This window comes from Sporichthyaceae bacterium, assembly GCA_036493475.1.
GTDB lineage: Bacteria > Actinomycetota > Actinomycetes > Sporichthyales > Sporichthyaceae > DASQPJ01.
In genome coordinates, this window is sequence record DASXPS010000148.1 from 1 (window position 1) to 20,827 (window position 20,827).

A 20,827-nucleotide genomic window follows, 5' to 3' on the forward strand; every position below is an offset into this window, starting at 1 on the left:
GCACGTCAGACCCCTGCTGTGCGGCTCCTCCCTTTCTCGCGGTCGATCCCTTCGGGATGGTCGTGCCAGATCGGTTCCACCGTGCCGGCACGGGCCGCCTGGCGCGCCCGGTCGAGCCGGTTGGCCACGGTGCTGTCCCCGCCGATCATCGGCCGAGCGTAGTGGCGGGTGGTGATGCCGGACCGGGCGCAGCCCGTCATTTCGGCGCCGTCAACACCGCGCCGCGACTGCGGCAGCCGTTGGCCAGAAAACGGTCCGAACCGCAGCCTGCTCGAGAGCGGTATGGCTAGTACCGAACAGTGTCCGGACGTTCCCGCGGGAACGTTTCCTGCCGATCGCGTGGCGCGTGGCAGCCTGCGGCCACGGCAAGAGCGGCACGGCGATGCGTCCGGTTCTCAGTCCAGAATGGTGGCACCTTCTTCCTCGTCGAGGTGGTGGCGCGGGTGGCGGACGCGAGTTTCGAGGAGCTCCAGGCTTCGTTGGGAACGGCGCTGGCGGCCAATGGGCCTGGCTCCGGGGTCGAGCACGTGCTGGTGGTCCTGCCCTCCTACAGCGTCGGCGACTCGTTGTTGGCGCACTACGCCGAACACATCGCCGCGCTGGAGCACCGGTACCTGCTCGCGGCGTTGGTGCTCGGCCGCATCGAGTCGTGCCACCTGGTGTTCGTCACGTGCGCGCCGCCGGAGCCGGATGTGCTGCGCTACTACGCGTCTCTGCTGCTGCCTGAGCAACGGGGCACGGCGTGGAACAGGCTCCGCGTGCTCGCCGTGCCGGACGACACCGCACGTCCGGTCGCCGCCAAGTTGCTGGATCGCCCGGACCTGATCGAGCAGTTGCGCACGAGCGTCGGCGGTCTTCCGGTGTTCATCGAGCCGTGGAACGTCACCGACGCCGAGGTCGAGGTGGCCCTGGCGTTGGGTGCCCCGATCTACGGCACGGCGCCAAGCCTGCGGCGCCTGGGCTTCAAGAGCGCGGGCCGGCGCCTGTTCCGCAAGGTCGGTGTGCCGACCCCGCTCGGTGTCGAGGGTGTGCGCAGCATCGACGATGTGCTCGCCGCAATGGAGGTCATCCGCTCGGGACGACCCGGCCTTCAGTCGGTGGTGATCAAACACGACGACAGCGGCGCGGGAGACGGCAACGTGATCGTCGATCTGACTGCCCCTATGTTGCCGGACGAGCAACTGCGCGACCGGCTCACGGCGTTGCCCAGTTGGTATCTCGCGGATCTTGCGCGCGGCGGCGGCATTGTCGAAGAGCTGATTGTCGGCGACGCGTTCGCCAGCCCCAGCGCGCAGGTGGACATCGAGCCCTCGGGACACGTTGTCGTGCTCGCCACCCACGAGCAGGTGCTTGGCGGGGACAATGGCCAGGTCTACAAGGGCTGCAGATTCCCGGCCGACGACGCGTATGCCGCGCAGATCGCCGCGCACGCCCGCGCGGCCGCCGAGGAGCTCGCCGCCTGCGGCGTCGTCGGGCGGGTCGGCGTGGACTTCGTCGCGGCGCGCGACGCGGCCGGCCACTGGACGGTGCTGGCGCTGGAGATCAACCTGCGCAAGGGCGGCACCACCCACCCCTACTGCGCGCTGCGCAGCCTGGTGCCCGGCCGCTACGACGCGCCGGCGGGGCGCTGGGTCGCCGCCGACGGCAGCAACCGTGCCTACTGCTCGACGGACAACCTGATGGACCCGGCCTGGCGCAACCGCCCGGCCGCCGGTGTCATCGCCGCCGTCGCGGCGGCAGGCCTGGAATTCGATCACGACCGCGGCACGGGCATCGTGCTGCACATGCTGTCCGGCCTTGCCGTGGACGGCCGGTTCGGGATGACCGCCATCGGCCGCTCGCCCGAGCAGGCAGCACAGCTCTACGTGAAAGCCGTGCACGCGGTGGGCGGCTGAACCACCCAAGAAACGACCGCGGCGCCCCCGCTGACCTGCGAAGACGCCGCTTTAGATGCTCCCGCGACAGGACTTGAACCTGTAACCTGCCGGTTAACAGCCGGACGCTCTGCCGAATTGAGCTACGCGGGACCGTCACCAGGGCTGACGCCCCCGGACCGACGCACACAGTAGCGCACGAGCCGGTCCCGACCCGCGGAAATCCCGCCGGTTGACACGCGACAACAATCACGCGCGACACACCGCGGACGCGTGTTCGCCCCGCGCTCGGGTACGAGTTAGTCAAGCAACTCGACCCGAGGAGTACGGATGCGTCGCTACATCTTTCTGACCGGCGTCGCGACCGGCTACGTGCTCGGTGCACGCGGCGGCCGCGCCCACTACGAGAAGATCAAGTCGATGGCCTGCAAGATGCGCGACAGCCAGGCCGCCCACACGGCGATGGACACCGCCGGCGCCACTGGTGGCAAGCTGCTGAACACCGCCAAGGACAAGGCGCCGGACTGGATGCCGGGCAGTCACTCCGATGACGTTCACGAGATGTACCACAACGGTCGTGAGTCCTCACCGATGCGGCCCTGACCGCCCCGGCGGCCGTTAGGCCAGGTATTCGCGCAGTTCCGCGGCCGCGGGCCGGTGGCGCAGTTTGGCCAGCGTGTTGGCCTCGATCTGCCGCACCCGCTCGCGGGTGACGCCGAAGATCTGGCCGACCTCCTCCAGCGTGTGCGGGTTGCCGTCGTGCAGGCCGTAGCGCATCTTGACCACGCGCTTCTCCCGCTCGCCCAGCGTCTCCAGGATCGACTCCAGGTCCGAGCGAAGCATGGACACCGACGCGGCGTCGGCCGGTGAGGCGGCCTCGCAGTCCTCGATGAGGTCGCCGAGTTCGGAGTCCTCGCTCTCCCCGATCGGGGTGTGCAGCGAGACCGGGTCCTGCGCGTAGCGCAACGCCTCCAGCACCCGCTCGGTGCTCAGGTCCAGCCGCAGACCGATCTCCCCCGGGGTCGGCTCGCGGCCGGTCTCCTGATGCAGCACCCGCTGCAGCCGGATGATCTTGTTGATCATTTCGACCACGTGCACCGGCACCCGGATGGTTCGCGCCTGGTCGGCCAACGCACGGGTCACCGCCTGGCGGATCCACCACGTCGCGTAGGTGGAGAACTTGTAGCCCTTGGAGTAGTCGAACTTCTCCACCGCGCGGATCAGCCCCAGGTTGCCCTCCTGGACCAGGTCCAAGAACGGCAGGCCGCGGCCGGCGTAACGCTTGGCGATGGACACGACCAGCCGCAGGTTGGCCTCGATCAGTTGCCGCTTGGCGCGGATACCGTCACGCTCGATGATGCCGAGCTCGGCGCGCAGGGTGACCGACAGGTTCGGGTCGACGGCCAGCTTCTCCGCGGCGAACACGCCGGCCTCGATGCGCCGGGCCAGTTCGACCTCCTGCACTGCGGTCAGCAGCGGCACCCGCCCGATCTCGCGCAGGTAATGGCGGACCAGGTCGGTGGCCGGCGCCGAGGACTCCGCGACCGCGGGCAGCGGCTCGTCCTCCGCCTCGGCCTCGGCCTCGGCCAGCTCGCCGGAGGACGGCTCGGCGGCGGTGGTTTCCTCGACCTCGACCTCGACCTCGACCTCGACGGTCTCGGTCAGGACGATCGGTCCACCCGGCGCCGGCAGCAGCGGCCGCTCGCGGGTCTCGACGGGGCACACCTCGGCCGCAGCTTCGCCCGGTGTCGCAACCGCAGGGGCCGGGACGGCCGCGTCGGACACCGCGGCGAGACCGGCCGTGCGAGACGACGTGACGCGAGCCACGACCACCCCTTAGCTGCGTTGATGTGCTTCCCGGGCTTGTTCACAGCTGCGGTGACCACCGTGATGCGTGTGAACGAGCTTGACGGGTTTCAGTGTGTGGTCGAGGGCACTCCCGGCGCCGGGAGTTGACGAAAGACAGGGTCCGGCGCGACCCGATTTGGGAGGATGGGTCCGGTGCGTCCGAGCAAGGACTGCGCCATCAGATACAACTGGATCTTGTATGGGTGAGAACGGCTAACTGACCCCGAATCAGGTCGCCCGCAACGGGTGTGCAGAACTCACAAACCCTCGATGAGCCGTTCCCGCAGACCGTGTCGGAATTGTTCGAGGGCGACCAGTTCGCCGAACAGTTTGGTGTGCTCCTCGGGCCGCTCCACCGGGTTGATGCGCTGCAGCCGACCCGACAGCGCCTCGATCTCCCGACCAACCGCCGCGACCTGAATCGCGGCGAGGAGTTCGGCCGCATAACGCCGGTTTGGTTCCTCCGGGGAATGCGGCGGGTCCACGGCCAGTTCGGCCACCAATCCGCGCACCACCTCGTCCCCGGCGTGCTCCCGTACCCGGCCCACCCACTCCTCGCCCGCCCCACCGGCCACAGTGCCACCGGCCGCGACCAACGCGGCGTGCACTGCGGCGTGGGCGGGAGCACGGAACGCGTCAGGTTCCAATACGTCGAAGCGCGGCCCGAGTAGTTGCGGGTACTGCAGGCCCAGTTTGAGCGCCTCGCGCTCGACCATCAGCGCTGGATCCCGCGGGTCGGGGCGGGCCACGCCGGTATCGCGTTTGGCCGGCGGCGCTGCGGGGGCGGCCTCGCCGCTGTTGCCGCCGCGACGGGCGGCTTGGGCCAACACGGCGAACACCGCGTCGACGTCCATGCCCAGCCACCCGGCCAGCCGACGGCCGTACTCGTGACGCAGCGCGCGGTCGCGAATCTTGATCACCACGGGCGCCGCGGCGTGCAGCGCGGCCACCCGACCCTCGGCCGACTCGATGTCGTGCCGGTCCACCACGCCCCGGATGGCGAACTCGAACAACGGCACCCGCCGCGCGATCAGATCGCGCACCGCCTCGTCGCCCGAACGCAGCCGCAGATCGCAGGGGTCCAGACCGTCGGGTTCGACCGCGACGAAGGTCTGCATGATGAACCGTTCGTCCTGTTCGTCGTGGGCCTTGCGGGCGGCCTTCTGCCCGGCCTCGTCGCCGTCGAAGGTGAAGATCACCTCACCGCGGAACTCGCTGGCGTCCATCAGCAACCGGCGTAGCACCTTGACGTGCTCGACCCCGAACGCGGTGCCGCAGGTGGCCACCGCGGTGGGCACGCCGGCGGCGTGACAGGCCATCACATCCGTGTAGCCCTCGACAATCACGGCCTGCCCGCGGCGTTTGACCTCCTTCTTGGCCCGCTCCAGGCCGTAGAGCAGTTGGCTCTTCTTGTAGATCGGGGTCTCCGGTGTGTTGACGTATTTCGCCTCGATCTTGTCGTCGTCGAAAAGCCGACGCGCCCCGAAGCCCACGATGTCGCCGGTGACGTCGTGAATGGGCCACAACAGCCGGCCCATGAACCGGTCGAGCAGGCCGCGCGGGCCCTGCCGGGCCAGGCCGGCGTTGACCAGTTCCTCGTCGGTGAACCGACGTCCCCGCAAATGCTTGACCAACGTGTCCCAGGTGCGCGGGGCGAAGCCGCAGCCGAAGGTCGAGGAAATCTCGGTGTCGAAGCCGCGCTGCTGCAGGAACGCGCGGGCGGGCGCCGCCTCGCCGGCGGTGAGCAGTTGCTCGGCGTAGAACTCCGCGGCGGCGCCGTGCGCCTCGACCAGCCGGGTACGGCTGCCGGTGGATTGCCGCGGCGCGGAGCCGCCCTCCTCGTAGCGCAGCGTGATGCCCGCCTTCCCTGCGAGGCGTTCGATGGCCTCGGCGAAGGAGAGGTGATCGGTCTTCATCACGAAGTCGATGACGTCCCCGCCCTCGCCACAGCCGAAGCAGTGGAAGTAGCCGCGGGTGGGGTTGACGTTGAACGACGGGGTCTTCTCGTCATGGAACGGGCACAGGCCCTTCAGCGACCCGCCGCCCGCGTTGCGCAGCCCGACCCGGGCGCCGACCACGTCGGCGATCGCCGAGCGCTCCCGGACCAGCGCAATGTCCTCGTCCTTGATGCGGCCCGCCACGCCTGGATCCTACGGTTGCCCGCCCACCGTCCCGCCCGACACGCATCTTGGGGCCGTGTAGGCACCTATCGCGGGCCCGCGATGCGTGTCTCACCGGCCCGAAGATGGCGTGTCGGCGGCGGTAGCTTCGGTGCCATGACATCTCGTGAGCGCGACGATCTGCTGGCCACGCTGGCGCACCACCGGACGCTACTGCGGCACACCGCGAACGGCCTGACCGACGAGCAGGCCGCGACGCGCAGCACGGTCAGTGAGCTGTGCGTGGGCGGGGTGATCAAGCACGTCACCCGGATGGAGCGGCGCTGGACGGACTTCCTGGAGCGTGGCCCGGTGGCCTTCGGCTCCTTCGACGCCGAGGCTTACGCCGCGCACGCCGCGAGCTTCCGGATGGAGCCCGGCGAGACCCTCGAGGGCCTGCTCGCGGAGTACGCCGAGACCGCCGCGCACACCGACGACGTGGTGGCCGGATTGTCCGACCTCAATGCGGACGGCCCGCTGCCGGTCACTCCGTGGTGGCCCGAGGGCACCCGCTGGACGGCGCGGCGGGTGCTACTGCACGTGATCGCGGAGACCGCCCAGCACGCCGGGCACGCCGACATCGTCCGCGAGGCCATCGACGGGCAGAAAACCATGGGCTGACGCGCCCCCTCGGCCCGGGCCCGCCGTCTGCGCCGGCCGATCCGGTCCCTCCGACCAGCGGAAATCGGGCGCGATGCTTCCTCAGCAAGGGCACCGCGCCCAATTCGGCACGCAGCGCCGATCAGCCGCCGTTTCTCGTCAGCCACGCGTCCACGTCGTGCACGACCTGCAAGTGCGCGGCTTCAACCAGCGGATAGTGCGACGCCGCCGGAATGACGGACTTCGTGACCTCGGGGCTGCCGGTGTAACGATCGGCCATCTGGTCGATAGCCAGCGGGTGCGGCCCGAAGACCGCGTCGGCGTCACCGAACATCACCAGCACCGGAACGTCGATCTCACCGAGGTGCTGGTAGTCGGCAGCGATGCCGGCCGGGATCGACTCCAATTGCCCACACGGGTCTGGGTTGAGGGGCGGGACCGCTGTGCGCACCGCCTGCTCGGCACTGTTGAAATAGAATTTGTCACGCGAATTCTTGAAGAAGGCCGCATAGTCCGCCGGCGCTCCCGCGTCGCCTCCCTGGGCGCAGCGGTGGTAAACGTCGCTGACCTCAGACGCGGTAAACGGCGTCCCCACGCCATCGCCCCAACTCTCGTTGAACACGCCGTCGATGTCGTGGAATGAGTACGCGAGAATGTGGGTGGTCAGCCCGCCGACGGACGCGCCGCCGACGAAGACCTTCTTGAACGCCGTCGGCTTTGCGCCGTCCAGCCGGTAGCTGCCGGCGCGCAGGGCTTCGACCATCTGGTGGGCGACGTCGGCCTCGGAGCCGAAGCAGGTGTCAAGGCCGGCCGGCTTGCCGCTGGCGCCATAGCCGAGGCGATCGACCGCCACCGACACATGGCCCAGTTCTGCCATCTGACGGGCGTAGTCGTATCCAGTGACACCCTTGAACTGCCAGTAATAGGCGCCCCAGGTCACCGCGTGGAGGTACAGCATCGCTGCCTTGCCGCTTTTCAATGCGGCCTGCGGTGCGACCAGAGTGCCCTTGACCGTGTAGTTACTGCCGTCGCTGTGACAGGACAACTTGCTGGTGTTGGTATTGGCGACATCGAACGAGATGGGGAGCTCGACAATGCCGGATTGCTGAGCGGCGACGCCGGGCGCGGCGACCGCCGGGGTCACCGCGAACAGGGTCGCAGTGGCGCACGCGGCAGCCAGCAGGGACATATTTCGCATCACGATTCGTTCTCCTCAGTGATTACTCCGGTCACCGACAGTGGGGGCGGGCCGGTGATGGTGAGTGCGATGAGAATCCCCGAGCCGGGAGCTGCTCACTAGTGGCCCGAGGGTCGATATGCATACACTTCGGGCCATGCCAGCGCTGGTGGTCGTCGTAGCGCTCGAGAACGTCGTCCCGTTCAACCTGGGCGTCCCCGGGCAGGTCTTCGGTGCGCCGACCGCGGAGCTCGCCGCGCGGTACGAACTCGCCGTGTGCAGCCCCGGACACAAGGTGCGCACGTGCGAGGGCCTCATCGTGCACACCGAGCACGGCCTCGAGATCCTCACCTCGGCAGACGTGATAATCCTGGCCGGCACCGCACCCGTCGCCGTCGACATTCGTCCGGATGTCCGCGACGCGTTACGCGCTGCGTACTCCCGCGGCGCCCGCCTGGTATCGCTGTGCACCGGGGCCTTCGTCCTGGCCGCCGCCGGCCTCCTCGACGGCCGTCGCGCGACCACGCACTGGCTCTATTCCGATGAGCTGGCGGCCCGATACCCGGCAATCGACGTCCAGCCTGAAGTGCTCTTCATCGACGATGGCCAGGTGCTCACCTCGGCGGGCCTCGCCGCAGGGATCGATCTGTGCCTGCATATCGTTCGCTCTGACCATGGCGCGGAAGTCGCGAACCGCTGCGCGCGCTATGTGGTCTCCGCGCCGCATCGTCCGGGCGGGCAGGCCCAATACATCGAGGCTCCGGTCCCGGCGCTCTCGATCGATCCACTTGCCGCGACCCAAGCGTGGATGCTGGACCACCTGGATCAGGACCTCAGCCTCGACCGGATGGCGACGCACGCCGGCATGAGTCGGCGATCTTTCACCCGCCGGTTCCGTAACGAGACCAGTACCACGCCGGTGCAGTGGCTACTGGACCAAAGGATCCTGCACGCGCGGCGACTACTTGAGTGCACCGACCGCAGCGTCGACCAGGTGGCCGAAGACTGTGGCATGCACAACGGGACGGCGCTGCGACGCCATTTCCGTTCCGCTACCGGGACCACCCCGTCTGCCTACCGGGAAGCGTTCACTCATCGTTCGCAGGTGCGGACGGATTCCTAGCCGCGGGGTCGGTGATGCCGATGCGCACGGTGTCCGGGCCGGTCGGTCGGACCCGGGCGTGCTCTGCCGGGTAGCGCCGGTCGTCCGGGGTCATGCGGGCCTCCCGGCTCAGGCATCCAGGACGAGTTCGGACTCCGGGCGGGCGCAGCAGATCAGCACCGACCCGGCCGGCGGGGGCTCCAGCGGCGTCGGCCGGTAACTGACCGACCCGGACAGCAGCGGGGTAACGCACAGGTGGCACACCCCCGTACGGCACGACCAACGCACGGAGATGTCGCAGGCCTCGGCGAGTTCGAGCACGGTGGGGGAACGAATTGGGTCGAACGGGACGGTGAGTCCGCTGCGCGCGAAGGTCACCTCCGGCCCGGGGCCAACCGGCCCGGGGGGCGGGTGGGGTGGCACGCGCTGTTCGCCCACGACCCCCGGGGTGATCGCGTCGAGCGCGCCGAACAACTCGGTGTGCACGTCGTCGATTCCGAGGTCCGCGAGCGCCGACCGGACATCGGCCATGAACGGGGCCGGGCCGCACACATAGGCGGTCGCGCCGGCCGGCAGACCGAGTTCCTTCAACGCCGCGGCGTCCATGCGTCGGTGCTCCGCGCTGTAGAAGACGTGCTCGTGGGCGCGGGACAGCTTCGCGAGCGCCTCGTGTGCCTCGCCCGCGAACGCCTGCTCCTCCGGCCGACGCGCGGCGTGCAGCCACCACACCTCACGCTCCGTGCCGGCCAGCGCGTGCAGCATGGCCAGCACCGGGGTGACGCCCACTCCGGCGGAGATCAGCAGCACCGGGTTGGCGGCCTCGGTGAGCACGAACTCGCCGCGTGGTGCGGCGGCGTCCAGCCAATCCCCCGGCCGCACCGCGGTGTGCAGGTAGCGGCTGATCAGCCCGTGCTCCTCGCGCTTGACGCTGATCCGGTACTGGGCTGCGCCGGGCATGGAGGACAGCGAGTAGTTGCGCACCGGGGCAGGCTCCCCGGCGCCGAGCACCCGCAGCGTCAAATACTGGCCGGGCCGCGCCGCGGGCAGCGCCGCGCCGTCCTCGGCCTGCAGGTGCAGCGACACGATCGACGCGCTCTCCGCGACCACGCGGGCTATCCGCAACCGGCGAAAGCCCGCCCACCCCGGCGAAACGACCGTCGGTTTCTCGGCGGCATCGAGCAAATCCCGAAACGAGCCCTGCCAGCCGACACTGAGCGCGGGGATGCGTAGCGCCCGACGCAGCTGCTCCACCGGCTTGTCGGGCAGATAGAGCAATGCGTCGATCTCGGCAACTGTCATGTGTTCCGGGCCGCCCTCGATCTGCACGATCTCGTCGCCGGCCTCGACCTGCCCCTCGCGCAGCACCCGCAGGTAGAACCCGGGCCGGTGGTGCGCGACCAGCAGCGCGGCCATCTGCGGTTCGCCGATGCGGATGCCGGCCCGAAAGCAGGTCACCCGCGGCTGGCTGACCTCGAATTCCGCCTGCCCGATGCGGAATCGGTCGCCGATGCACACCGCGTCGTCGGCCAGTCCGTCGACGGTGAAGTTCTCGCCGAGCGCGCCGAAGGCGATGTCGTCGCGTCCGAAGTGCGTGCGCCAGTAGTCGTAGGACCCGGCCTGGTAGACCAGCGCCGCCCGGTTGGGTCCGCCGTGCCCGGCGGTGTCGGCCACCCCGTCACCGTCGATGTGCAACCGGTGCACGAACCGCGGGCCGGGCACCGGGTCCTTGACGATGCCGGTGCGCACGGTGCGCCCGCGCCAGTCCACCTCGACGGGCATCCCGACGTTGAGCGAGAGAAGGACAGCCATGTCGGGTCAGTGTGCCCCGGCGGCGTATCCGCGTTCCGACAGCGTCCAGGTGTTGCCGTCCGGATCAGTAACCACCTCGATCCGGAAATACATCTGATGGCTCATCAGGTCCGCCTGGTGGGCGCGACCTCGTCGACGTCCAGCCCGCGGTCCACCCCGTGCGGACTGACCTGCTGACCCGGTTCGGGCTCGAGCACCCTCCCGTCGAGCAGCACGGTGAGCTTGTCCGGCTCGAAGGAGACCAGGCCACTGATCCGGCCCACCTCCGGCCACGCATCGGCGTAGCCCCAGGCGCCGCGGGACACTCCGGCGACGTCGAAATAGGAGGCGAGTCCCTTGTAGGGACAGAAGGTCTGGCCGTCCACCGGGCTCAACGCGGACTGATCGATGTCCGCCCGCGGCACATACCAGCGCGGCGCGAAGCCCGATTCGTAGAGCACCAACGGCGCTCCGCTGTCCGCCACCACCCGGTCGCCGACCCGGGCCACCAGATGTCGCGTGGTGGATCGGATGTCGATCCGGTGGTACGCATCAGCGGCATGCCCGACGATGCGCTCCTCTTCCTCGTAGAACGCATCGATGGCGCGCCACGCGAACGCGACCCGGTCGCTGAATTCCTTCGCGTAGAGCGGTGGATCGGTGTGCTGCCAGGCCCCGCGGGCCGCGGTCAACCCGCCGGCCTCCACGGTGAACCAGCCGGTGGACCCGAGGTCCCTGTGCGTGGTGACGGTGTCCACCGGGTGCAGCGTCCCGTCCGCGACATCGCCGATCGGGAAGTAGGCGACCGGGTACCGCCCCGGTTCGTGCAGCAGCAGCACGTCCTCGCTGTCCGCGATCCACTCCCCGCCGTGGCGCACCCGCATGCGACGGCGCAGCGGTTCGGCGTACAACAGCCGCTCCGGCAGCGGCTCGGGCACCAGGAAGCGGCCCACCGGCCCCTTGCCCAACGGACCCTGTTGCCACGACAGACCCACCGCCGTCTCCCTTCGTCGCGGCGGAGAGTACCCAGCCGCGCGGGCCACGACGCAGTGATCACATTACGAAGCGCTAACTGCGATGGCGGTTGTGGATTCAGGCGTGCCGGGCGGGCATTCCGAGTAGCACCCCGGGCATCGGCTCGGCGGGGCCGGCCTGCGCGGCCTGCCACGCATCCCCACCGCGGGTGCGGCGCGGGGCCGACACCGGCCCGTCGGCGACCAGGTGGTGCGGGGCGGCGTAGGTGACGGTGGCGGTGACCACATCTCCCGGGCGGGGGTCCGGGGCGTCGCGGTTGGGCGCGAAGTGCACCAGACGGTTGTCCCGGGCGCGACCGGACAGCCGCCGGGTGGCGTTGTCCTTGCGGCCCTCGCCGGTGGCCACGAGCACCTCGACCTCGCGGCCGACCTGCTTCTTCGCCTCGGCCCAGGAGATCTCCTCGAGCAACGCGACCAGTCGTCCGTATCGCTCGGTGACCACCTCGGCCGGGATCTGGTCGGGCAGGTCCGCGGCGGGTGTGCCCGGCCGCTTGGAGTACTGGAAGGTGAACGCCGAGGCGAACCGGGCCGCGGACACCACGTCCAGCGTGGCCGCGAAGTCCGCCTCGGTCTCGCCGGGGAAGCCGACGATGATGTCGGTGGTGATCGCCGCGTCCGGCATGGCCGCGCGCACCCGGTCGATGATGCCCAGGTACTTGTCCGCCCGGTACGAGCGCCGCATGGCGCGCAGCATCGCGTCCGAGCCGGACTGCAACGGCATGTGCAGTTGCGGCATCACGTTGGGCGTCGCCGCCATCGCCTCGATGACATCGTCGGTGAAGAACGCCGGATGCGGCGAGGTGAACCGGACCCGCTCCAGACCCTCGATCTCCCCGCAAGCGCGCAGCAGCCTTCCGAACCCGTGCCGGTCGCCGAACTCCACGCCGTAGGAGTTCACGTTCTGCCCGAGCAGGGTCACCTCGAGTACGCCCTCGGCGACCAGCGCCTCGATCTCGGCGAGGATGTCGCCGGGGCGCCGGTCCTTCTCGGTGCCGCGCAGCGACGGGACGATGCAGAACGTGCAGGTGTTGTTGCAGCCGACCGAGATCGCCACCCAGGCCGCGTAGGCGCTGTCCCGACGCGTCGGCAAGGTCGAGGGGAAAACCTCGAGGGATTCCAGGATCTCGACCTGTGCCTCGGCCGCCACCCGGGCGCGCTCCAGCAGCACCGGCAGCGAGCCGACGTTGTGCGTACCGAACACCACGTCCACGTACGGCGCGCGGCGCACGATCTCCGCGCGGTCCTTCTGCGCCAGGCACCCCCCGACGGCGATCTGCATGCCGGGGTGCGCGGCCTTCACCGACGCGACGTGCCCGAGGTTGCCGTAGAGACGATTGTCCGCGTTCTCCCGCACCGCGCAGGTGTTGAACACCACGACGTCGGCGACGCTGCCCTCGGCCGCCCGCGCGTAGCCGGCCGCCTCCAGCGAGCCCGCCAGCCGCTCGGAGTCGTGCACATTCATCTGGCAGCCGTAGGTGCGGACCTGGTAGGTACGCGACGAACCGCCGGACGAGGAATGTCCGGGCGGGGCGGTGTAGGCGGAGCGGGGCACCCGCCCAGCGTACGGGGCGGAGCCGGGCGGGTAGCGTGCTCGGAGTGCTGATGAGGATGCGCCGCCTGCGCGTGGGCGCCGCCACCGTCGCGGTGGCCCTGACCGTCACCGCCTGCGGGTTTCACACCTCGGACAGCGCGAAGGCCCGCGCGTCCGCGGCCGCCGCGGCGAGCCTGATGGCCCGGATTCAACAGGGCAGCAAGCTGGTGGTCGGGGTGGAGTTCAACCAGCCCGGCATCGGCGTGAAGGACCCGACCACCGGCCTGTTCTCCGGCTTCGACGTCGAGATCGCCAACCTGATCGCCGGCAGACTCGGGGTGAAGGAATACGACATCGAGTTCAGGGAGATTGTGCCGAGCAACCGGGAAACGTCGCTGATCACCGGCGCCGTGGATCTGGTCATCGCCTCGTACTCGATCACCGACGCCCGTCGCGCCATGGTCGGCCAGGCCGGTCCGTATCTGGTCACCGGGCAGCAACTACTGGTCCGCAAGGACGACGATTCTATTTCCGGGCCGGCGGCGCTGAAGGGCAAGAAGGTCTGCGCGATGACCGGGTCCCCGTCGCTCAAGACCATGCAGCAGAAATACGGCGCGAAGCCCGCGCCGTTCGCCACCTACACCGAGTGCGTGACGCAGTTGCTGAACAAGGCGGTGGATGCGGTGACCACCGACGGCGCGATCCTGCTCGGGTATGCCTCGAGCCAACCGGAGCAGCTCAAGGTGGTCGGCGCGCCGTTCAGCACCGAGCGCTACGGCATCGGCTTCAAGCGCGGCGACAGCGCGACCTGCGCTGCCCTGCGCCAAGCCCTGGTCCAGATCTTCGCCGACGGCAGCTGGATCAAGGCCTTCAAGCAGACCCTGGGCAAGGCGGGCGTGCCCACTCCGCTCAAGCCCGTCGTCGACCCCACGTGCTGACGGGGTCTCAGTCGTCGACGACTGCCGCCTCGGCCGCCGCCAACACCGCACCCCGCTCGCCCGAGCACGCCGCGTCGGTTTCCGCCTCCAGCGCCTCCCGGATCACCCGATAGGACAGCTGCGAGGAGTACCCCTTACGGGCCAGCAACGCCGCGGTACGCCGAAACCGCACGGTGGTGTCCAACCCGCGGGTGGCGGCCAACCGCCGCGCGGCCAGCTCCCGCGCGGTGGTGGCCTCCCGCTCCGGGTCCAGCTCGGCGACCGCCTCCTCCACCACCGGATCGGCCACCCCGCGGCTGCGCAACTCGTGGGCCAGGGCCCGGCGGGCCAGGCCCCGGCCGGCGTGCCGGCTGGTCACCCAAGCGGTGGCGAAGGCCGCGTCGTCGATCAGCCCGATGTCGGTCAGCCGAGCCAGCACGGCCTCGGCCACCTCGGGTTCGATCCCGCGCCGGGACATGGCCGTCGTCAATTGCGCTGCGGTGCGCGGACCATCCGTCAATAAGCGCAGACAGATGTCCTTGGCCCGTTCCGCCGGATCCACCGGCGCGCGGTTCTCGCTGTCTGCCGGGCGCGCCTGGGTCGGCCGCGCCCGGCTGTGTCCAGCCACGGTGCGTCAGAAGTCGGTCGGCGTGGCGTCCTCGGGCGCGGCCTCACGGTCGAGCCGAGCCCCGATGCCGAGCTTCTCCTTGATCTTCTTCTCGATCTCATCGGCCAGGTCGGGGTTGTCCCGCAGGAAGCTGCGGGCGTTCTCCTTGCCCTGGCCCAACTGGTCGCCCTCGTAGGTGTACCAAGCCCCGGACTTGCGCACGAAGCCCTGCTCGACACCCATGTCGATCAGGCCACCCTCGCGGCTGATGCCCTGCCCGTAGATCATGTCGAACTCGGCCTGCTTGAACGGCGCGGCCATCTTGTTCTTCACGACCTTCACCCGGGTGCGCGAACCGACCGGGTCCGAGCCGTCCTTGAGTGTCTCGATGCGCCGCACGTCCAACCGCACCGAGGCGTAGAACTTCAGCGCCCGACCACCGGTCGTGGTTTCGGGCGAGCCGAACATCACACCGATTTTTTCGCGCAACTGGTTGATGAAGATCGCGGTGGTGTTGGTGTTGCTCAGCGCACCGGTGATCTTGCGCAGGGCCTGGCTCATCAGCCGCGCTTGCAGACCGACGTGACTGTCGCCCATCTCGCCCTCGATCTCGGCGCGGGGCACCAGCGCGGCGACCGAGTCGATCACGATGACGTCGACCGCACCGGAGCGGATCAGCATGTCCGCGATCTCCAACGCCTGCTCACCGGTGTCCGGCTGGGAGACCAGCAGCGAGTCGGTGTCCACCCCCAGCTTCTTGGCGTACTCCGGGTCCAGCGCGTGCTCGGCGTCGATGAACGCGGCCACCCCGCCCGCGCGCTGCGCGCTGGCCACCGCGTGCAGCGCCACCGTGGTCTTACCGGAGGACTCCGGGCCGTAGATCTCGACGACCCGCCCGCGCGGCAGACCACCGATGCCCAGGGCCACGTCCAGCGCGATGGACCCGGTGGGGATCACCTCGACCGGAGCGCGCACGTCGTCACCCAGACGCATCACAGAGCCCTTACCGAACTGGCGGTCGATCTGCGCCAGCGCGTTCTCAAGAGCCTTGTCGCGGTCTGCCGTCGGAGCCATGTCCCCACCTGTTCGGGTCGTCGGAAGCGCGGTGCGCCTGGTTGTCGTCGCGGACGCTAGGCGGGGGGTCCGACAATTTCGGTCCACCCGCGGCGCCTGTGTACAACCAGGCACGACCAACGCTAACTCGAACAGGCGTTCGACGCCATGCGCCACGCCGGGTGCGGCGTCAGCGTTGCGCGGCAGGCACCTCCATCGCCTCACACACCGCGCGCCACACGATCTTGGCGTCCTCCCCCGCGTCCAGCGCCTGGACCACGGTGCGCCCGCCCAGTTCGGCCAACACGAAGTCACTGGCCAAGGAACGCGCGTAGGCCTCACCGAACACCGCGGCCATCCGCCCCCAGAAGTCCGTCAACCGCACGGCGCCCAACCTACGGTGCGCCGTCTCCCGAAATGCCGAGGCTTCCGGACACGTACCGTGTGCTGGGTTACCACCGCGCCAGGCCGCCGCCGCACCTGAACAGCAAGAAGCCCCGACCACAGGTGGACCGGGGCTCTCGAGGGAGGGTTACGCCGTCGTGAAGACCTCGGCGTCCTCCAGCCGCTTCAGCGTGGCGGCCCAGCCGTCCTCCGGCATGGCGGCGGCCAACTGCTCCAGCTCGACGCGAATCTTGCCGCCGTGGCCGGCCGCGGCGAGCAGCCGGATCTGCTCGACGAACGCGTCGGAGTCGGTCTTCAGGTTCGGTGTCTGTCCGGTGGTGATGTTGCGGATGTAGGCGTTGCGGCCGCGGTTCAGCGGGATCACGAACTTGACCTCGCCCAGCGCGCTGATACCACCGGCGGCGCCACCGCCGGCACCGGCGCGGACTGACGCACGCGACGTCTTTGACTGCTTGCTTGTCACGACCCACTCCTCGCATCGACGACCGGATCGGTCCCCCGGCCGCCGCCATGGTACCGGGTGATCAGTCCACCAGGATCCGGGACAGCCGACGCGCCGCGACCACCAAACCGAGCGCGCCGAAGCCGAACAGGGCCACCACGTGCCACCACAATCCCGGCCCGACCGCACCCGTGGTCAGGCCCCGCAGCAGCGCCACCCCGTGATACAGCGGACTGATCTCGACCAGCGGACGCACCGACTCCGAATAACGCGACAGCGGATAGAAGGTGCCGGAGAACAGGAAGATGGGCAGCTGCAACAGCATCACCCACTCCAACTGCACCCACTGGGTGACGAAGGTGGTCGCGGCAATCGCGATCGCCGCGAACGCCAACCCCACCAGCAGCGCCGCGGGCAGCGCGAGCACCGCCCACCAGGAGTCCAGCAGACCCATCCCGCCCATGATCGCGAGAAACGCCACCGCGTAGCCCCCGCCGCGCGCCATCGACGAGGCCACCTCGGCGAGCGCGATGTCCAACGGCCCGATGGGCGTGGCCCGGATGGCGTGGAACACCTTGGCGTGGCGCAACTTCATGTAGAAGTTGAACGAGCCGTCGGTGATCGCGCCGTTCATCGCCGAGGCGGCCAGCATGGCCGGCGCCACGAACGCCTGATATGAGATCGGCCGCCCGTCCGGGCCGGGCAGCGGCCCGACCAACCGGGAGACTCCGACGGTCAACGACAGCAGATAGAACAGCGGCTCGAAGAATCCCGACACCACCGCCAACCACTGCCGGCGCTGGCTGAGCACATTGCGCTCGAACACATGCCGCGCGCCGAACCGCGGCACCCGCGCGACGCTGCCCGGCAGCACCGACGGCGCGCTCATCGGGCCAACGCCTTCTGGTGCTCGCGAGCGGCCAACCACGCGCCGACCATCAGCCATGCCGTGAGCATCGCCAAATGCCCGTAGTCAGCGAGCCCGGAGTGCCCCGCGGCCAGATCCCGACACAGCGCCACGCCGTGCCACAGCGGCGTGCACCAGGCGAGCGGTCGTATCCCGATCGGCAACTGGGAGACCGGGAAGAACACCCCGGAGAACAGGAACATCGGCATCACGAAGAACCGATAGAGGGCCACGTAGGCGTGGTCGTGCGTACGGCCCACGGAGAAGGCCGAGGCGGGCGCGGCGTGCGCCAGCCCGCACAGGATCGCGGCCGGCCAACAGGCCAGCGCCCACGGCGAGGACCACGCGCCGAACGCCGCGGCGACGACGAAGAACAGCGCCGACCCCATGCCCACGCGGACCACCACGAACAACAACTGACCCAGCATCATGTCCGCCGGCCGCAGCGGGGTGGCGGCCATCGCGATGTAACTGCGGTTCCACCGCACGGCATTACCGATCGGCCAGGTGCTCTCCGACATCGCCGTCTGCATGGCGGTGGCGGCCAGCAGCCCCGGCGTGAGGAACTGCAGGTAGCTCTGCCCACCGAGGTGGCGCGCGCCGGTGCCGTGGTCCACCAGCCCACCCAGCCCCACGCCCATCGCGCCCAGGTACAGCGCGGGGGTCAACAATCCGGTGACCACCGCCAGCCGCCACCAGTGCTTGTGTGCGATCAGCCAGTAGTCCAACGCGCGCCGCGCGGGCGTGGTGGTGACGGCCATCAGTCCACCAACGTGCGGCCGGTCAACCGCAGGAAGACGTCCTCCAGGCTCGAGCGACGCACCAGCACGCCGAGCGGCGCCGGGTCGCGGCGCGCCGCACTGGCGGCCACCGCGTCCCCGTGGTCGGTGTACACCAGCAACCGGTCGGCCAATGCCTCCACCCGCGCCGCATCGGCGTCCCAGCGCGGCGCGGGCACCCCCGGCGGGTAACGCAGCTCCACGACCTCGCGGGTGCTGTACCGCTCGATGAGTTCCCGCGGGGAGCCCTCGGCGACGATCCGCCCGGTGTCCATCACCACCAAGCGGTCGCACAACTGCTCGGCCTCGTCCATGTAGTGCGTGGTCAACACCAACGTGACGCCCTGCGCCTTCAACCGGAACAACCGGTCCCAGACCACGTGTCGGGCCTGCGGATCCAGCCCGGTGGTGGGTTCGTCCAGCAGCAGCAGGTCCGGGGAGTTCACCAACGACCGGGCGATCGTCAGCCGGCGCTTCATGCCGCCGGAGAGCGTTTGGACCCGGGCATCGACCTTGTCCGCCAGTTGCACGAACTCCAACAGTTCACCGGCGCGGGCCCGGGCCGCGGCCCAGCTCATACCGAAGTAGCGCGCGTAGACGAGCAGGTTCTCCCGCACCGTCAGTTCCGCGTCGAGGGTGTCCTCCTGCGGCACCACGCCGAGCCGTGCGCGGATGCGCGGGCCGGCGGTGGCCGGGTCCATGCCGAGCACCGACAGTTCTCCGGCGCTGGGTGGGGAGACGCACTGGATCATCCGCATCGTCGAGCTCTTGCCCGCGCCGTTGGGCCCCAGAAAGCCGAATGCCTGTCCGCGAGAGACGTCAAAGTCCACCCCGTCGACGGCGGTGAATTCCCCGTACTTCTTCTGCAGGCCGCGGGCATGCACCAGCGCGGTCGGGGCACCCGGGGGCACCGCGGCCCCGCTACCACCGTCGATGCTCGGCTCCGCCCCCCGCATGTCCCGCACGGTAATGCGGATCACCCGAATTCGGCCGGCGACATCCCGGGCGCGTCCCCTGCCGAGGACTTTCCCGGGAGTCACTTGAGTAGCAGCCGCAACGTGTGTGTACGTCAGTTGCTCGTATATCGCCGGGAAATCGGGCGAATTCGTGCCGATACGGACACTTGGCCAGAAAGCGGTAGATTTCGTTGCCGCCAGCGGCTTTCCTGACGCCGCCGGCACATACCGAGGGACTGGGGAGACTTCATGCGGGTGCGATCTGTGTGGGCGCCGAGCGGACGCCATCGGGCACCACGGGCGGTCATGGCGCCGGCCGTTCGTGCGGCGACGCTGGCCTGCGCAACCGGAGCCGGCGTCGTCCTGCTCCAGGCCGCCGGACTGAATCCAGCCTCCGCGGCGATTGCCGCGGGTGCTCCCAACCTGCTGGAGCTGGCCCAGCCGGGGCAGGGCAATCCGGCCGGCCACGGTGGCCTGCTCGGCGCGGGTGCTAGCTCGAACGAGCCAGGAGCCGGTGGCAACGGCACGCTGCTGAACCTGGGGCCGGCCGGGCACAGCCAGGGCCTTGGCTCGGGCGGGAACGGCACCCCGATCGGCATCGGCGGTCACTCGACCTCGACCAGCATGACCACCGCCGGGCACGGCATCAACGTGCTCGGCCTGGTGCTCATCGGCGACGGCGCCCGCAACAGCGCGATCAACCTCGGTACCGGCGGTGACAACTCCTCGCACGGCAGCGTGATCGCGGTCGGCAACGGCGGCAACGGCGGCGGGCACGTACAGATGCGTGCCGACGCGCCCGGTGGGCCCAATGACCACGCGCTGCTCGCGTTCGGCAACGGCACACCCGCGGGTGGCGCTCGGAACGCCGGCGGCAACGGGTCGCTGCTCGAGCTGGGCAACGGCGCGCCCGGTGGCATCGACGACAGCGCCAACGGCGGTAACGGCGGGCTGATCGCGCTGATCAACGCCGTGGGCCCGTCCGTCCGCGACGGCCACCTGATCGACCTCGGCAACGGCCGCCCCGGCGGCGCGATGCGGGTCGACGACGAGGGACTGTTCCCGCACGGCCTGCTGGCGCTCGGCAACGGCGGGCCCGGCGGCGACGCGGGCCCCGGCCACGGCCCCGGCCCGGGCGGTGACGGCCGACTGCTCAAAATCGGCGACGGTGGCGACGGCGGCCAGCAGGGCACCGGCCACGGCGGCGACGGCAACCTGATCAACCTCATCAACGGCCCGCTGCGCAGGACCGAGGTGCCGACCAACGGCGGCAGCGGCAACGTGGTCTCGCTCCTGGACAACAAGGGTTCCAGCCCGAACGGCTCCGGCGGCAGCGGCTCCGTGGTCACCCTGCTCACCGGCGGCCACGTGGGCATGACCACCGGCGGCCCCGGCACCACCGGTGGTGACGGTGGCCTGCTCACCGTGCTGCAGGGTGCTCCGGGCGCCGGCAAGGGCAACGGCTCGGGCGGCGACGGCGGCGCGGCAAAGGTGCTCAACCAGGAACCCCAGCCCGCGGCCTCCCCCGGCTCCGGCGGCGATGGCGGACTGGTCAACCTGCTGAACAACCTGGGCGGCCTCGGCCACGAGACCGCGCCGACCACGGTGGCCACCTCCGCGACCGACCCGACGGTGCGCAGTACGCCCG

At 69.9% G+C, this 20,827-nt stretch carries 20 protein-coding genes and 1 tRNA gene; 6 read left to right on the top strand and 15 right to left on the bottom strand.

Annotation, left to right across the window (positions count from 1 at the left end):
• Positions 1–5: 5 nt before the first annotated feature.
• The gene (locus VGJ14_15390) at positions 6–149 is read right to left on the bottom strand and encodes a hypothetical protein (GenBank protein HEY2833813.1); all 144 of its coding nucleotides are present in this window, start codon (positions 147–149) and stop codon (positions 6–8) included.
• Between the two features lie 420 nt (positions 150–569).
• Here VGJ14_15390 and VGJ14_15395 point away from each other — a divergent pair, with 420 nt between their 5' ends.
• Complete coding sequence (locus tag VGJ14_15395) at positions 570–1,895, top strand: peptide ligase PGM1-related protein (protein HEY2833814.1); 1,326 nt, start codon at positions 570–572, stop codon at positions 1,893–1,895.
• A 58-nt stretch (positions 1,896–1,953) separates the two neighbouring features.
• On the opposite strand, the gene VGJ14_15400 is transcribed toward VGJ14_15395, so the two are convergent.
• Positions 1,954–2,027: transfer RNA gene (locus VGJ14_15400), tRNA-Asn, on the bottom strand.
• Positions 2,028–2,204: 177 nt separating this feature from the next.
• Between VGJ14_15400 and VGJ14_15405 the strand changes: the two genes are divergently transcribed.
• On the top strand, positions 2,205–2,477 hold the full coding sequence (locus VGJ14_15405; protein ID HEY2833815.1) for a hypothetical protein: 273 nt from the start codon (positions 2,205–2,207) through the stop codon (positions 2,475–2,477).
• 15 nt (positions 2,478–2,492) lie between these two features.
• Here the strand turns inward: VGJ14_15405 and rpoD are convergent, their stop codons facing one another.
• Both rpoD and dnaG read right to left on the bottom strand, forming a co-directional pair.
• Positions 2,493–3,701 carry an RNA polymerase sigma factor RpoD gene (gene rpoD, locus VGJ14_15410; GenBank protein HEY2833816.1) on the bottom strand — a complete coding sequence of 403 codons (1,209 nt, stop codon included), beginning with the start codon at positions 3,699–3,701 and terminating at the stop codon, positions 2,493–2,495.
• Positions 3,702–3,979: 278 nt separating this feature from the next.
• Entirely contained in the window at positions 3,980–5,863 is a 1,884-nt protein-coding gene (gene dnaG, locus VGJ14_15415; protein HEY2833817.1) for a DNA primase, read from the bottom strand.
• A 135-nt stretch (positions 5,864–5,998) separates the two neighbouring features.
• Here dnaG and VGJ14_15420 point away from each other — a divergent pair, with 135 nt between their 5' ends.
• On the top strand, positions 5,999–6,502 hold the full coding sequence (locus VGJ14_15420) for a DinB family protein (protein ID HEY2833818.1): 504 nt from the start codon (positions 5,999–6,001) through the stop codon (positions 6,500–6,502).
• 121 nt (positions 6,503–6,623) lie between these two features.
• On the opposite strand, the gene VGJ14_15425 is transcribed toward VGJ14_15420, so the two are convergent.
• The gene (locus tag VGJ14_15425) at positions 6,624–7,670 is read right to left on the bottom strand and encodes an alpha/beta hydrolase (GenBank protein ID HEY2833819.1); all 1,047 of its coding nucleotides are present in this window, start codon (positions 7,668–7,670) and stop codon (positions 6,624–6,626) included.
• Positions 7,671–7,815: 145 nt separating this feature from the next.
• Here VGJ14_15425 and VGJ14_15430 point away from each other — a divergent pair, with 145 nt between their 5' ends.
• Complete coding sequence (locus tag VGJ14_15430; GenBank protein HEY2833820.1) at positions 7,816–8,781, top strand: helix-turn-helix domain-containing protein; 966 nt, start codon at positions 7,816–7,818, stop codon at positions 8,779–8,781.
• Between the two features lie 108 nt (positions 8,782–8,889).
• Here VGJ14_15430 and VGJ14_15435 read toward each other — a convergent pair whose 3' ends face one another.
• The 3 genes from VGJ14_15435 to miaB all read right to left on the bottom strand — a co-directional run bounded on the left by VGJ14_15435 (position 8,890) and on the right by miaB (position 13,134).
• On the bottom strand, positions 8,890–10,569 hold the full coding sequence (locus VGJ14_15435; GenBank protein HEY2833821.1) for an MOSC and FAD-binding oxidoreductase domain-containing protein: 1,680 nt from the start codon (positions 10,567–10,569) through the stop codon (positions 8,890–8,892).
• 104 nt (positions 10,570–10,673) lie between these two features.
• Positions 10,674–11,543: a DUF427 domain-containing protein gene (locus VGJ14_15440; protein ID HEY2833822.1), complete on the bottom strand. Its 870-nt coding sequence runs from the start codon at positions 11,541–11,543 to the stop codon at positions 10,674–10,676.
• Positions 11,544–11,640: 97 nt separating this feature from the next.
• Positions 11,641–13,134 carry a tRNA (N6-isopentenyl adenosine(37)-C2)-methylthiotransferase MiaB gene (gene miaB / locus VGJ14_15445; protein HEY2833823.1) on the bottom strand — a complete coding sequence of 498 codons (1,494 nt, stop codon included), beginning with the start codon at positions 13,132–13,134 and terminating at the stop codon, positions 11,641–11,643.
• Positions 13,135–13,184: 50 nt separating this feature from the next.
• Between miaB and VGJ14_15450 the strand changes: the two genes are divergently transcribed.
• On the top strand, positions 13,185–14,051 hold the full coding sequence (locus tag VGJ14_15450; protein ID HEY2833824.1) for a glutamate ABC transporter substrate-binding protein: 867 nt from the start codon (positions 13,185–13,187) through the stop codon (positions 14,049–14,051).
• 7 nt (positions 14,052–14,058) lie between these two features.
• Here VGJ14_15450 and VGJ14_15455 read toward each other — a convergent pair whose 3' ends face one another.
• The 7 genes from VGJ14_15455 to VGJ14_15485 form a co-directional block, all read right to left on the bottom strand.
• Positions 14,059–14,658: a regulatory protein RecX gene (locus VGJ14_15455; GenBank protein HEY2833825.1), complete on the bottom strand. Its 600-nt coding sequence runs from the start codon at positions 14,656–14,658 to the stop codon at positions 14,059–14,061.
• Positions 14,659–14,664: 6 nt separating this feature from the next.
• A complete protein-coding gene (gene recA, locus VGJ14_15460; GenBank protein HEY2833826.1) occupies positions 14,665–15,711 on the bottom strand; it encodes a recombinase RecA in 1,047 nt (348 codons plus the stop codon).
• 169 nt (positions 15,712–15,880) lie between these two features.
• A complete protein-coding gene (locus VGJ14_15465) occupies positions 15,881–16,075 on the bottom strand; it encodes a DUF3046 domain-containing protein (protein ID HEY2833827.1) in 195 nt (64 codons plus the stop codon).
• A 147-nt stretch (positions 16,076–16,222) separates the two neighbouring features.
• Complete coding sequence (locus tag VGJ14_15470; GenBank protein HEY2833828.1) at positions 16,223–16,558, bottom strand: hypothetical protein; 336 nt, start codon at positions 16,556–16,558, stop codon at positions 16,223–16,225.
• 61 nt (positions 16,559–16,619) lie between these two features.
• Positions 16,620–17,426: an ABC transporter permease gene (locus VGJ14_15475; protein HEY2833829.1), complete on the bottom strand. Its 807-nt coding sequence runs from the start codon at positions 17,424–17,426 to the stop codon at positions 16,620–16,622.
• Positions 17,423–18,205 (bottom strand): ABC transporter permease, encoded by a 783-nt coding sequence (locus VGJ14_15480; protein HEY2833830.1) that lies wholly within the window; start codon positions 18,203–18,205, stop codon positions 17,423–17,425. Before VGJ14_15480 ends, VGJ14_15475 begins: the two co-directional genes overlap by 4 nt.
• Positions 18,205–19,179, bottom strand: coding sequence for an ATP-binding cassette domain-containing protein (locus tag VGJ14_15485; GenBank protein HEY2833831.1), 975 nt, complete (start codon positions 19,177–19,179; stop codon positions 18,205–18,207). Before VGJ14_15485 ends, VGJ14_15480 begins: the two co-directional genes overlap by 1 nt.
• A gap of 249 nt (positions 19,180–19,428) precedes the next feature.
• Here VGJ14_15485 and VGJ14_15490 point away from each other — a divergent pair.
• Positions 19,429–20,827: hypothetical protein (locus tag VGJ14_15490; GenBank protein HEY2833832.1), on the top strand; the 1,399-nt coding region annotated here is incomplete at its 3' end.